This is a genomic window from Bradyrhizobium sp. 31Argb, assembly GCF_043638955.1.
GTDB lineage: Bacteria > Pseudomonadota > Alphaproteobacteria > Rhizobiales > Xanthobacteraceae > Bradyrhizobium.
In genome coordinates this window covers 1-12576 of record NZ_JBEGDB010000235.1, presented here as the reverse complement: position 1 = coordinate 12576, position 12576 = coordinate 1, and the positions used below count along the sequence as shown (strand labels likewise).

Here is a 12576-nt window from a genome sequence, read left to right as displayed (position 1 = left end):
GCGAAACTACTTCGCCGTCGTCGCCATTGCCGCCACTCTGCTCTGGATAAGGTAACTGTCCACACGGCCTAGCGCAGCTGGGCCAGCGACTCGTCAACGGCACAGCCAAAAAACTCGCGGATGAATTCTTCGCAAATTTTGCACGAGCGCTCTAACTGGGGTTTAGCAATGGATCGCGCACGAACGGCGGCTTTTGGTTGGCTATCAAGTCGCCATGTCGCAAGTTAGGCCGCCCTCCGGTACGCGAACTGGGATCCAGCGATAGTGGTTAGCGCGATGTAACTATTGTCGGAGGCGAAACTCTCAGTTTCCGGCGTGGCTCAAATGGTAGGTTTTGGCCCAGCAGAGTCGAAAATACTCTATCTTTCAATGGGGATTGACTGACACTCTCTCCGCCACCGCCAAAATCCCCCATTGCAACAGACAGTTCCGCTGTCTTCGGAGCGGGCTTATTTCGTCCTGCACAAAGGTCTGTACAGCGCCCTGTACAATTCCTGATTCGGAGCGAGATGCCAGCTAAATGGGTGGCAACGCTTAGGCGGCCCGCTGACCCTTTGCAGCTCACCCGTATACCCGAGTTTTTCTGACCGCTTACTCGCAAACGGGATGAAATCTGGCTCTGCCTTGACTTGAGGAATCGGACTCTCTTCGGGAGTTCGCGGCCACGTTCCGCGAATTCGGTCTTCTCCGACTTGCTAAGTGGCAAGGAAATCTGGTTGAGGAAAGAGCTCTTCGGGCGCAAGCTTTCTGGAGGTCAGGCCATCTTCGAACATGTAGCGGCTGATGACGTCGAGAGTTGAGCGATTCTTTGCGAGGCCAACTGGCCAGTAGTCGCTGCCGAGTTGCTGCTCGGTGAACATCAGGTTCTCGAGCTGCCACGGCAGCATCGTACTCAGCGCCGCCGAATCGAACAGCCGCTCTCTGGCGATCGTTTGAGCCTTGGCGAAACCATCGAACACGGCTACGGCCAGGCCGGGGTCGGACTCGGCGATGGTTCGCTTGATGGCAATGAGGTGCATGGGTGGAAAAATGCCGGTCTTGGAGAAATACGCGAGCTCTGCCTCCATGGGATTTTCGAACAGGCGGGTCACCATAGGAGCGCGCCAGGTGCTCGGTGCTCGCGCCGTGTATAGCGCATCGATCTCGCCCTCCGCCAGCAAGACGGCGAGGCTCTTGTCATTCCTTTGCTCGTGCTTGAAGCGGTCGGGATAGAATTGCGGATGCTCGTCGCCGCTGCGGGCATTTTCCAGGCCGCCCGACACGTAGATCGGCGAGGTGCGCGGCAGTCCGAAATAATCCTGAAAGATACCACGCAGCCAGACTGCGGCTGCCATGTCGAATACGGGCATGCCGATACGCTTGCCGGCGAGGTCGGCTGGTGTCCTGATCCCCTTTGACGCGTTGACGAAGACGTTCGAGAAGCGGAAGTGTCGCGAGGGAAACACCGGTACCGCCACATAAGGCCGCTCCGGGCGTTCGAGCGACCTCAGGTAGGAAGTGATCGGAAATTCGCAGCAATCGAAGGTATGTTCCGTCAGCTGCTTGTTGAAAAGCGCTTGCACGCCCATCAACGTCACATTGGCATCGACGCCGGCGATCGACACTTCGCCGTTCGCGATCGGTCGGGTGCGATCGGAGTCGCTGAGCCCAATTTTAAGAGGCAAGGCTGCCATATTTTCTGCTTTCTTCGGCCTTGAGGTCGTTGGAGGTCAGCCGCTTGACGAGAACGTCCAACAGCTCCGGCAATGCGAGCGGTGTCGCATTGGCGCCGCCGCGTGCGTAGATGGCGGTTGCCTTGGAGATGTCGACCCTCAGCCGCTGCGACAGGCGTTGAATAGCCAGCTTGCAGTCGTCCGGCATGGGCAGGCAGGCGATCTTCTGCCCTGTGGCAAGATGGTCGTTGGCACCGATCAATTCGAGACGCTTGCTGCCGACCTTGCGCGAGGTCGTGACGTGGTGAGTGGCGCGCTCGCTGCGCGACAGAACGAAGCTGCGATGGGTGAGGCCCGGCGCGACCCATGAAACAATGTCGCTATAGTGACGGCCGACCCGCGCGACGACGTTAGCCAAGATGCGTGCCATTTCGTTGTGCATCATGACATAGTGCCGGCGCTCTTCGTCGCCCCATTTCCAGCGGGTCGCCGTGACTTGCACTGCGGTCGAGTCCGCCCTCCAGGGCGACACGGCGTTGCCCCTGTTCTCGAACAGGCCGGGATCGTCATAGGCTGCCGCCGGTGAAGGTTTGCCGCGATATTCGACGATATGCTCGTAGGGAACGACGGCCATGGGCTCCGAGATCACCATTCGGTGCAGCACCGTGCCGCTGTCATTGGCGAGCGGCGAGAGATTCAAGACGTCCGGCGAAAATGGAGATTCGAGGCGAGCCTGCAATTCCTGCGGAAGATATGTGCGCTTCGTCGGACGGAAGCCTTCATCCAGCAGCCGCTGGTTGATCGCCATATGTTCGGTCGAGAACGGATACGGCTTGGTCTTGGTGCAGGGCATGAACAGCAGCACGTGACGGCGCGCGGACGCCAGCTCAGGCTCATATTCGTTCTGGATAAATTGCAGCCATTCGGCGATGCGCGGATGCTTCAGCGAGTCGACATTGTCCTGCGGACTGTAAAGACAAAGCGTTTGGTCGAGTTCGAAGGGGCTCTGTATCTTCAGCGTTGACTCCAGGATGCGCTTGGATCGGTCCTCGACGCTCACCATGGCGATGTGTTCCTTGTAGCTTTGCAGGGGCGGGTATCACTCATGCGACGCTTCCCCAAGTTTCGCGCTTAAGCAGATCGGCGGGGTCGAGCTCTTGTTCGTCGTAATCGAGAAGCGACTGAAGATGGGCGTCGGCGTCGTCGACGAACAGGCCGCGGCTGATGCCCGTGGCGATACGCTCGAGGCCGAACTTGAGGGCGGAGATGCCGGCGGAGCAGGCGAGGCTCGGCATCGCCGCAAACGTGTAGCTGAAGATGTTGGCGAGATACGGCGCCGATCCCGCGACCCTCTCGGTGAACTGGAAACTGGGTGACAGGTAAGGGTAGGCGCCGAGCTGCGGACGTTCTTCGCCGGGCGGCGGCTGATAGCGATCGGACCAGCGGGTGATCTTGTCATGGAAGCGGGCCAATTCCGGCCGCGCGGCAAGATCGACCGTAAATCCGGTGCCAACGATCAGGAAATCGAAGGTCTCCGTTCGCCCCGAGTTGGTCAGCGAAATCTTCCCGGCATCGAAGCCGACACACTCAAGCTGATAGTCGAGGTGCACGAAGAAATTGTTGTGACGAACGCACCGGTCGAACGTGTCCTGCGGAGGCGGCTGGTTCATGTCGAAGATGATCTTCATGAAGCGCCATTTGCGGGCGTCATCGAGATCGCCGAAATGGCGCAGGAAGCCTGCGAACTCCATCCAGCGATTGGGATTGACGGTTGGGAGCTTGTTTCGCCGCGCAAGCAAATGGACTGCCATCGCGCCATTTTCGAGCGCCATGGCGGCGTTGTCGAAGGCCGAAGCGCCGGCGCCAATCACGGCGACCTTCTGTCCGACCAGTGCGGCAAAATCGATCGGCTCCGCGGTATGAGCATAACGCTCTCGCGGCAATGCCTTCGCGATCACGTTGGGCACGGCCCACTGTCCGGACCCTTCGATCCCGGTGGCGAGCACGACGTTGCGGGCCAGCAGCCTCTCCGTCGCGCCGTTGACGCACGCGTGGACCGCGAGCAGGCCGCCCGAGAGCGGTTCGATATCGGTTACCTCGGCCCCGTTGCTCACTTCTATGCCGATGGTGTTGCGCACCCAGGTCAGATAGGCCTGCCAGAGTTCGCGCGGGATCTTGTTCAATTCCTCCCAGGAGGTCGCGCCGTAGAGCGCTTCCCACCAGGCACGGACCGAGAGGCTGGGAAGACCGAGATCCGGGCCGGTCACGGTCTTTGGCGTTCGCAGCGTGTGCATGCGGGCGAATGTTAGCCACGGACCTTCGAGACCGGCAGGATTCCTGTCGAGCACGCGAACGTTGGTCACCCGCTCGCGCAGGAGGCGAAAGGCGATCGAAGTTCCGCTTTGGCCACCGCCGACAATGACGGCGTCGTGCACGGGCTCGCCCTCCTGGTTATGCGGAATCGTCCATTGCCGGGCCGGGTAGCCGAGGCAATCCAGCTCAAAGCGAACACGCCGTTCGAGCTCGATCAGGGCGTCTCTTGCTTTATTCGTCGCAAGCATCAGGCTATCTCGCCTCCAGTGGAATACGCCGTTCGATCGAAAGCGGCTCCTGCGCCATCGACTGGGCGAAAGCCACGACATGGGGTTCGAGCCGGCCGGCAAGGGTCCGGGCGTCGCACGTTGCGGCCGAGAGCTTCGCGAGGCTTTCAGCGACCCGGCTGCGCAGTTCCCGCGTGTCGATCGAAACGATCTTCCGATCGACGACCTTGAATTGGCCGCCGACCATGACGTCCGTCACCGTGGCGGAGTCCGCGCTTGTCACCAGCTGGTTGAGGAGATTGGTGGCGGGAATGAAATCGATGTGGTTCAGATCAAGCAGGGCGAGGTCGGCGCACGCTCCTTGTTCCATCGGCCCACAGGCCCCGAGACCGAGGATCTGCGCGCCACCTCGGGTCGCGAGCCTGACGACTTCGCTGGCTTGCAGCCATTCGTCACGTGGGCCGGCGAAAACCTGGGCTGAGAAGGAGGCAAGCCGCATCGCCTGCAGCATGCTCAGGGAGTCGGAGGAGTTTGCGCCATCGGTCGCCAGCCCGACATTGATCCCGCGCGCCAGCATCGGCCTGACATGGGCGATGCCAGATCCGAGTCGGAAATTGCTTGCGGGAATGTGCGCAACCGAGCAGCCGTGCTCCGCGAGCAGGTCGAGGTCGTCATCGTCGAGCCAGACGCCGTGCGCCGCCGTGAATTTGGGCCGGAGCATGCCGAGGTCGGCAAGATAGCGGACTTGGGAGCGGCCATAGATCTTGCGGGCGGCGACCGCCTGTAGCCGCGACTCTGCGATATGCATATGGATCGGCAGCCCGTGGCGGTCGGCGATCTCCATGCAGCGTTGCAGGAAAGGCTCCGAGCAGTGATGCGGGATCGTCGGCGCGATGGCGATCGAGATGCCCTTGGGGAGTTGCGCTCGCGTGGTCACGATTTCTTCGATGGCCGCAAGCGTCCTTTCGCCGCTTGCGAGGGAGAAGTTGCCCACCGACGCGCGCAAATCCGGCGGCAGCGCGTCCGCTAGTCCCGGGATCGACTGGAACAGGGTCTGGTCGGCGATCATCGGCGCGAGCGCGGCGCGCATCCCGGCATCGGCGTAGGCTCGCGCCGCCGCCATGAAGCCTTCCACCGTCGGCCGCGGAAACTCGTAGAGCAGATCGAAACAGGCAGTACAGCCCTTCGTCAGCATGTCGATGGCGCCGACCAGCGTCGACAGATAGATCGTCTCCGGATCGCGCGGGCCGGCGAGCCATGGTCCGTTCGTCAGCGACGCCTCGAGTGTCCACCTTTCGGCGATGCCCTTCATCAGATTGGCGTGGCCATGGGTGTGGGAGTTGACGAGACCGGGAACGATCAGCCGATCGCTGACGTTGTGCCGCGTTGCTGAATTCGAAGGTGCCCCGCCGGTTGTTCCGATCCAGGCAAGCCTGCCGTCTTCGATCAGCAGATCCTTTCGATCGACCGTTCCGGATGCCGGATCGACGACGAGGCCTCCCGCTAGCAAGAGACGTTCCTGCGCCGTCATTGATCTTGTCCTGGGGGATGGGTCGCAATCCAGTGCCGGGCGATGTCACTACGGCCGGCGAACCAGACGGCTTCGTGCTTCGCCGCAAAATCGAGAAACCGGGTGACGGCCTCGAACCGGGCCGGCTGGCCGGAAATCCTGCTGTGCAGGCTGATCGTCATCATGCGCGGGTGACGGCGGCCTTCCTCATGGAGGACGCGCATGGCCGACGAAAGATGGTCGAAGAAATCGTTCGCCGTGCCGAGTTTTGCGGTCGCAAGCCGATTGTCGTTGTTGGTGAAGCTGTGCGGAATGACAAGATGGGGACGTTCGCCGACCCTTACCCAGTAAGGCCAGTCGTCAGCATAGCTGTCGGAATCGTAGAGAAAGCCGCCATGCTCGACCAGAAGCGCGCGGGTATGCCGGCTCGGCGAATAGCGGCTCTGCCAGCCGAGCGGACGGCGTCCGACCGCCTGCTCGAAGCCGGCCACGGCGCGGCCAATGGCGCTTCGTTCTTCGGCTTCGCTCATCAGAAAATGCCGGACGAAACGGTCGCCATGGCAGCACAGGTCGAAACCGTGTGTCTTGATCGCCTCCGCAGCGTCGGGGTTGCGCAACAAGGCTTGCGCGCAGGCGTTGACGGTGAGCGGGACGCTGCGTTCGGCCATGGTGTCAACGATCCGCCAGAAGCCGACCCGCGCGCCATATTCGAACAGCGATTCGGCGACGAAATCCCGCATTCCCGTCGGGACCTCCTGCGCGATGCCGTCGGTCAGCGCCAGTTCCGTTGCGCCGTCGCCATCTGGGATCGATGGTTCGGCGCCTTCTTCGATGTTGAGGACGATCACGATTGCCAGCCGTGCGTCGTTGGGCCAGCGCGGCCTTGGCGGCCTTCTGCCGTAGCCGATGAAATCCCGTTCGTCGTGGCCTTTCATTGTGCGCCCGAAGCTGCCGGCAAGGCATCGCCGATCCTGACGGCAAGATCGAGCAAAAGCTGATCGCGCCGTGGCCCCGCGATGAACGACAGTCCGATCGGACAGCCATCGATGGTGATCGCCGGGATGTTGATTTGTGGCAGCCGGCACAGGCTCGCGACACAGGTGAGGGCCAGCGTCTTTTCACGGAATTCGATCTGCGCCGAAACCGGGGCCTCGCGAAGTGGCGGAAGATCGTGCGCGGTCGGAATCATCAGAACGCCATCGTTTCCCAACAGCGATACCAGCCGGTCCGTCAGTTGTTCGCGACGCACCGCCGCGGCCGAGAATTTTGCGGGATCGACGTGCGATGAAAGCTCGATCCGCTCGGCCACCGCGGGACTCAACGTTCGGCCCGGCATTGTGGCCCACGCGCCGAGCGTGGACCAGAGATCGTGGAGTTGCAGCGGCCTGAATGTGTCGAGCCAGAACTCGACTCCTTCCTCGAACAAGGCAACTTCAGTCGCGCCGCCAAGCGACTTTGCCACAGGCAGGAGCGCCCCGCCGATCTCGCGCACGGGGACGTCGAACGCGTCGCGCGCGAGCAGCAGGCGGGCCGGCTTGAACGGGCCGCTCGCTCCGAAATAGACCTCGCCGACGCGCTTCATCGTTCCCGCATCGCGCGCGAGCCAGCCGACGGAGTCAAAACTCGGCGCCATCGCCATAATGCCGGCGACCGACAAACGGCCGTAAGTCGTGCGCTGGCCATAGAGACCGCAGAAGCTTGCGGGCACGCGAATCGAACCGCCCGTATCGGTGCCAAGCGCGAAGTCGCAAAAGCCGGCCGCGACGGCAGAGGCCGAACCACTGGACGATCCGCCGGGTACGCGCGCCGGTGCCTTTGGATTGATCGGTACCCCGAAATGCGGGTTCATTCCGAACATGCCGCAGGCGATTTCGTCGGTATGCGTCTTTCCAACGAGGTGCGCGCCAGCCATCAACGAGGCCAGCACGGCCGGCGCGGTCGCGACGGCCGGATCGGCGCCCCGCAACCGGTCCGGATTTCCCCACGCCGTCTTGTATCCGGCCACATCCATCAGGTCCTTGGCCGCAAAAGAAAGGTCCGAGAGCGGCCCATGCTCGACCAGCCTGAGCGAAGAGGGGCCATGCCCCACGAATGCCAGACGCCTGATCTCTTCCGCACTGACCATCGATCGCAACTGCCCGGCTACTCTGCGGCATCCGAAAGTTTCAGATCGCCTTTCGGCAGATCATAGGAACTCATGAATCGGTCGACGGAGCCCTTGACACTATCCCAGTCGAAAAACCGGAAGCTGTTTCCGCGCGTCACGAACGGTGCGCCGGAATAGAACATTTCATATTGCAGATGGCGTGAGCCGAATTCGGAACCGACCGCATCCCAGGCAAGCTTCATCAGCTTGACGCGCTGCTCCGACGTCGTGATCGGCGAACGCTGCGTCTTGTGAATGATGGCATTGGTTTCAGGGGTTGCGAAATCGGCATAGGAAGAGGGCACCATGATCATGCCGCCGCCCGAGAGCGAACGGATCGCTTCCACGATCTCCGGATAGGTGTTCTGCGCGATGACCTGGGCCGTGCAGAGCAGGGATCGGTCCGGCACGTAGAACTCGCCGAAAATCTCGCCCTTCATCTCCATCGCGATCACGAGCGCTTCGATGTTGCTCACCTTCGCAGCCATCAGACCCAAAGCCTCGCGCACCTGCGGAAAGTTGATGATGTTGTTGGTCTCGGCGATCTTGCGCGCCACTCCCAGCAGGAATCTCAACTTCACCATCAAGCGGACCATGCATTGATAGTTCTGGAAGACATGCGCGCGGGTGTCGTGCCACTGGGCCTGGGCCATTTTCAGGTCCTTGAACACGAAGACGCGGTCCCAGGGTATCTTGACGTCGTCGAAATGGACGACGGCATCGTTCTCGTCGAACCTGGAAGAGAGCGGATAGTCGAACGTCGAAGTGGCATTCTGCTCGTAGCTGCGGCGGGACATCAACGTCAGTCCCTTGACGCCCAATGGCACGACGGCCGTGAAAGCGTAGGCTTCGTCGCCTGCCTGCAACGCTTGAAAGCCCGAGATCAGAAGCTCGTTCGCCATCACGCCGCTGGTCGCCAGCATCTTGGCGCCACGGATGGTGATGCCGCCGCTGTCCTCGTCGACAACGGAAGCCACCAGATGTGGATCCGGCTGCTCGCCCGCTGATTTGCCTTTGTCCGATTGCGGATTGATGATGACGTAGGACAGGAAGAGATCGTTGTCCCGGGCGTACTGGAAATAGGATTCCAGTGCGGCCGCGCGGGCGGGGTGATGGTCGCGGAAGGCTGCAAGTCCCATCCGGAAGCCCGCGAGCGTGGACGCCACATGGTCGGGCGATCGGCCGATCATGCCGCATGACAGTGTCGACCATGTCTCGATGGCCTGTCGCCGCCTCACGAGGTCGCCATAGGTCTTCGGAAGCTGCCACGCCAGGTTGACCCGCTCGCCGCTGGTCGGTGACCGGAACGTCATCAGATCAAGGTTTTCCGGCGCGGCCTGGAAATCGTACAGGCCGGCGACGGTCTCGATGACGTTGCGAAAGCTGGGATCGGTCGTGATATCCGCGACCTTTCGCCCGTCGATGTAGATCGAGCGATCGTCGCGCAAACTTGAAAGATAGGCGTTTCCGTCTTTGGCCATGCAAGGACTCCGCAAAATTGTGCTGGAATCCGACGCCAGGCATTTACCCATTGCAGCCGGAAGCGTCATTGACACTAGTGTTCGCGAAGATCGGTGGTCAAGCTGAACCGTTGGGCAGTGCGATCGCCGACTATTCCAGAGTTTTTCGCCGGCTATCGAATGGTGTGGTCAGGAATTGAGCATGGAGACGCGAAAATTGTGTGCAGTTGCATGCGGCCAGCTCCTTCATGCGTCGCTACTCGGCAGCTAGATGCTGGCGAGAAACGCCGCCGCAGCCCTGCCATGTTCGTATCTGAGCTGAGCGACATCGATCCCGACCGGTGCGCCATCCGTGACGCGCCATTTGCCCTTGATCATGACGCGGTCCGCTCGATGCGCGCCGCAGAGAACCAGAGCCGCGATCGGGTCTCCGGCTCCTGAAAATCGCAATTCTTCCAGCGTGAAGCAGGCAAGGTCGGCCTGACGGCCAACTTCGATCTTGCCGATATCACTGCGTCCAAGGCATCGGGCGGAGCCTTCCGTCGCCCACCTGAACGCATCGAGGTGGGTGACTGCGGATGCGTCGTACGCGAGCCGTCCAAGCAGGAATGCGTGGCGCACCGACTCCATCAGGTTCGAACTGTCGTTCGAGGCAGAGCCGTCCACACCGAGGCCGATGGTCGCGCCCGCCGCTTCCAGATCCCTGGTCCGGCAGATGCCCGACGATAGCACCATGTTCGAGGTCGGGCAGTGACAGACGCCCATGGCGTGCGCGCCCAGCCGCGAGATTTCGGCGTCATTGAAGTGGATGCCGTGTGCGAGCCAGACGCGTTCGTTCATCCAGCCGACCTGTTCGAGATAGTCGAGCGGACGGCAGCCATAATGGTGAAGGCAGTAATCATCCTCATCATGCGTTTCGCCGAGATGAGTATGGAGCAGGCAGTGATGCTTCGAAGCAAGTGTTGCCGTGTCGATCATCATCTGGCGCGTGACGTTGAACGGCGCGCACGGCGCCAATGCAACGCGCAGCAGCGAGCCTTCGCGAGGATCGTGATACTTCGCCAGCACCCGTTCGCAATCGGCGATCGCCGTATCGTGATCCTGCATCAATCGTTCGTCGGCGATGCCTCCGTTCGCAAAGCCGAGATTGATGGCGCCGCGCGTCAGCGTCATCCGCATTCCAAGCCGAGAGGCTTCCTTCGCTTCGATATCGACGGCGTCAGCCATGTCTTGCGGAAAAACGAACAGGTGGTCGGAGGCCGTGGTGCAGCCGGACATCAACAGTTCGGTCAGCGCCACACGGACCGCGAGCCGGAAGCGGTCGCGGTCGAGATGGGAACCCCAGATCGGGTAGAGCTGCTTGAGCCAGGGGAACAGCGGCTTGTTGATTGCCTGAGGGTGGGCGCGCGTCAGTGTCTGGAAGAAGTGGTGGTGCGCATTGACGAGGCCGGGAATGATCACGTGGCGGCGTGCATCGAATATCTCATCGCATGGCGTTGTCGGGCCGTCCGATCCGACCAGTTCGATGATCTTTCCGTCCTCAATGACAAGCCCGCGCTTGCCGCCATCCGCCAGCATGGCAATCGGATCGCGAATCCAGGTCTTCATCGGATGAGCGCCGCTAAACCGGCTTCTTGTGCGCGAGTGAGCGGTTTGATTCCGCTGCAAGAAACAGCTCGGCGGGCACCATCACGCGTTTTGACATAGGGCATTCTCGACCTCCGCAAATCCGATCGGTCGGAGAGCAAGACGGATGCCAGACACTATCAAGCTCATTCCGCGGTAAGGCACCGCCGCGACATCGCTCAGCGAAATGCGGTGCCAGCCGTCAACCTCGCGGCGGCGGTGGGTGAGCGAGGCGCCTGTCGGTTGTCGATTCCGCCGTGCCCCGGACCTCCCCTTGCAGCGACTTGGCGCGCAGCTTGCTTGTGTTCACCATGAGCGCGGCGAGATCCGTGCTTTTACGGGATCGAGGCTCATCGGAGACATGGACCAGTCTGGATTTGCCAATCTGAAGCCGCGTCTGGTGCTGACTGGTATCACCAAGCGCTATCCCAGTGTCGTCGCCAACGACGATGTCTCGCTAAGCATCCGTCCTGGCGAGATCCACGCCGTGCTGGGCGAGAACGGTGCCGGCAAAAGCACGCTCATGAAGATGATCTACGGCGTCACCAAGCCGGACGCCGGCACCATCATGTGGAACGATCAGTATGAAACCATCGCCGCGCCGGCACAGGCGCGGCGAATGGGCATCGGCATGGTGTTCCAGCATTTCTCGCTGTTCGAGACGCTGACGGTCTGGGAGAACATCGCACTCGCGCTGGATGAGCCTGTTCCGACCGCGAAGCTGGCGCCGCGGATAACAGAAGTATCGGAGAAGTACGGACTGCCCGTCGACCCCTATCGGCTGGTTCACAGCATGTCGGTGGGCGAAAGACAGCGGGTTGAGATCGTTCGCTGCCTGCTTCAGGAGCCGAAGCTCCTGATTATGGACGAGCCGACGTCAGTGCTGACACCGCAGGCCGTCCTTACCCTGTTCAAGACGCTACGCCGGCTGGCGGCGGAAGGATGCAGCATCCTCTACATCAGCCACAAGCTCGATGAAATCCGCGCGCTCTGTGATACCGCAACTGTGCTGCGCGGCGGACGGGTCAGCGGCACGGCTATTCCGCGCAATGAGACCAATGAAGGCCTGGCGCGGATGATGATTGGCGGCGAACTGGCGGAATGCCGCCTCACGCCGCGCGAAGCCAAAGAAGAAAGACTGAAGGTCGAGCGTCTGTCGCTGGCTTCGCCTGATCCTTTCGGGACGTCGCTCAAGGAGATCGACCTGACGGTGCGCAGCGGTGAGATCCTCGGTATCGCCGGCGTCTCCGGCAACGGCCAGAAGGAATTGATGACGGCGCTCTCGGGCGAGCGCTTGAGCCCGGCTTCCATGATCAAGCTGTTGGGGCAGCCGGCCGGCAAGCTCAATCCGGCGCAGCGGCGCGCGCTTGGCCTGACCTTCGTTCCGGAGGAGCGGCTTGGACGCGGCGCGGTGCCGCCGATGAGCCTGGCTCAGAACGCGCTTCTGACCGGAGCGCGAAAGGGCATGGTGCAGAGGGGCATCATCCATCCGTCGGTCATGAAGGCCTTTTCAAAGAACGTGATCGAGCGATTCAAGGTCAAATGCGGCGGCGACCAATCGGTCGCCTCTAGGCCGTGTGGACTCTTGGGATTCTCAAATCAGATTGAACGTGATTCAAGGCTTTCTTTTAGGAGGAAGCCT

The 12576-nt window shown here is 61.5% G+C and carries 9 protein-coding genes and 1 pseudogene; 2 read left to right on the top strand and 8 right to left on the bottom strand.

The genetic code is table 11. The features are described 5' to 3' along the window. Positions 1-68 precede the first annotated feature (68 nt). Positions 69-155: pseudogene (locus AAFX91_RS31670) on the top strand (carbon monoxide dehydrogenase); the annotation flags it as partial. A 540-nt stretch (positions 156-695) separates the two neighbouring features. Here the strand turns inward: AAFX91_RS31670 and AAFX91_RS31665 are convergent. The 8 genes from AAFX91_RS31665 to AAFX91_RS31630 form a co-directional block, all read right to left on the bottom strand. Next, on the bottom strand, positions 696-1673 hold the full coding sequence (locus AAFX91_RS31665) for an ABC transporter substrate-binding protein (protein WP_394569217.1): 978 nt from the start codon (positions 1671-1673) through the stop codon (positions 696-698). Then, positions 1654-2715 (bottom strand): hypothetical protein, encoded by a 1062-nt coding sequence (locus AAFX91_RS31660; protein ID WP_394569216.1) that lies wholly within the window; start codon positions 2713-2715, stop codon positions 1654-1656. The genes AAFX91_RS31665 and AAFX91_RS31660 overlap by 20 nt, the downstream gene beginning before the upstream one ends. A 40-nt stretch (positions 2716-2755) precedes the next feature. Next, positions 2756-4213 carry an FAD/NAD(P)-binding protein gene (locus AAFX91_RS31655; protein WP_394569215.1) on the bottom strand — a complete coding sequence of 486 codons (1458 nt, stop codon included), beginning with the start codon at positions 4211-4213 and terminating at the stop codon, positions 2756-2758. A 4-nt stretch (positions 4214-4217) separates the two neighbouring features. After that, a complete protein-coding gene (locus AAFX91_RS31650) occupies positions 4218-5723 on the bottom strand; it encodes an amidohydrolase family protein (RefSeq protein WP_394569214.1) in 1506 nt (501 codons plus the stop codon). Continuing rightward, the gene (locus AAFX91_RS31645; RefSeq protein WP_394569213.1) at positions 5720-6637 is read right to left on the bottom strand and encodes a polysaccharide deacetylase family protein; all 918 of its coding nucleotides are present in this window, start codon (positions 6635-6637) and stop codon (positions 5720-5722) included. Before AAFX91_RS31645 ends, AAFX91_RS31650 begins: the two co-directional genes overlap by 4 nt. Continuing rightward, positions 6634-7827, bottom strand: a complete 1194-nt coding sequence (locus AAFX91_RS31640) for an amidase (RefSeq protein ID WP_394569212.1) — start codon at positions 7825-7827, stop codon at positions 6634-6636. The genes AAFX91_RS31645 and AAFX91_RS31640 overlap by 4 nt, the downstream gene beginning before the upstream one ends. A 17-nt stretch (positions 7828-7844) precedes the next feature. Further along, complete coding sequence (locus AAFX91_RS31635) at positions 7845-9329, bottom strand: 4-hydroxyphenylacetate 3-hydroxylase family protein (protein WP_282527312.1); 1485 nt, start codon at positions 9327-9329, stop codon at positions 7845-7847. A gap of 246 nt (positions 9330-9575) precedes the next feature. Then, complete coding sequence (locus tag AAFX91_RS31630) at positions 9576-10916, bottom strand: 8-oxoguanine deaminase (RefSeq protein ID WP_394569211.1); 1341 nt, start codon at positions 10914-10916, stop codon at positions 9576-9578. Positions 10917-11295: 379 nt separating this feature from the next. Between AAFX91_RS31630 and AAFX91_RS31625 the strand changes: the two genes are divergently transcribed. Beyond that, positions 11296-12576: ABC transporter ATP-binding protein (locus tag AAFX91_RS31625; RefSeq protein WP_394569210.1), on the top strand; the 1281-nt coding region annotated here is incomplete at its 3' end.

Coding starts and splice junctions, on each gene's coding strand:
- AAFX91_RS31655 (WP_394569215.1), bottom strand. CDS start 4,213: ATGCTTGCGACGAATAAAGCAAGAGACGCCCTGATCGAGCTCGAACGG.
- AAFX91_RS31665 (WP_394569217.1), bottom strand. CDS start 1,673: ATGGCAGCCTTGCCTCTTAAAATTGGGCTCAGCGACTCCGATCGCACC.
- AAFX91_RS31650 (WP_394569214.1), bottom strand. CDS start 5,723: ATGACGGCGCAGGAACGTCTCTTGCTAGCGGGAGGCCTCGTCGTCGAT.
- AAFX91_RS31630 (WP_394569211.1), bottom strand. CDS start 10,916: ATGAAGACCTGGATTCGCGATCCGATTGCCATGCTGGCGGATGGCGGC.
- AAFX91_RS31660 (WP_394569216.1), bottom strand. CDS start 2,715: ATGGTGAGCGTCGAGGACCGATCCAAGCGCATCCTGGAGTCAACGCTG.
- AAFX91_RS31635 (WP_282527312.1), bottom strand. CDS start 9,329: ATGGCCAAAGACGGAAACGCCTATCTTTCAAGTTTGCGCGACGATCGC.
- AAFX91_RS31640 (WP_394569212.1), bottom strand. CDS start 7,827: ATGGTCAGTGCGGAAGAGATCAGGCGTCTGGCATTCGTGGGGCATGGC.
- AAFX91_RS31645 (WP_394569213.1), bottom strand. CDS start 6,637: ATGAAAGGCCACGACGAACGGGATTTCATCGGCTACGGCAGAAGGCCG.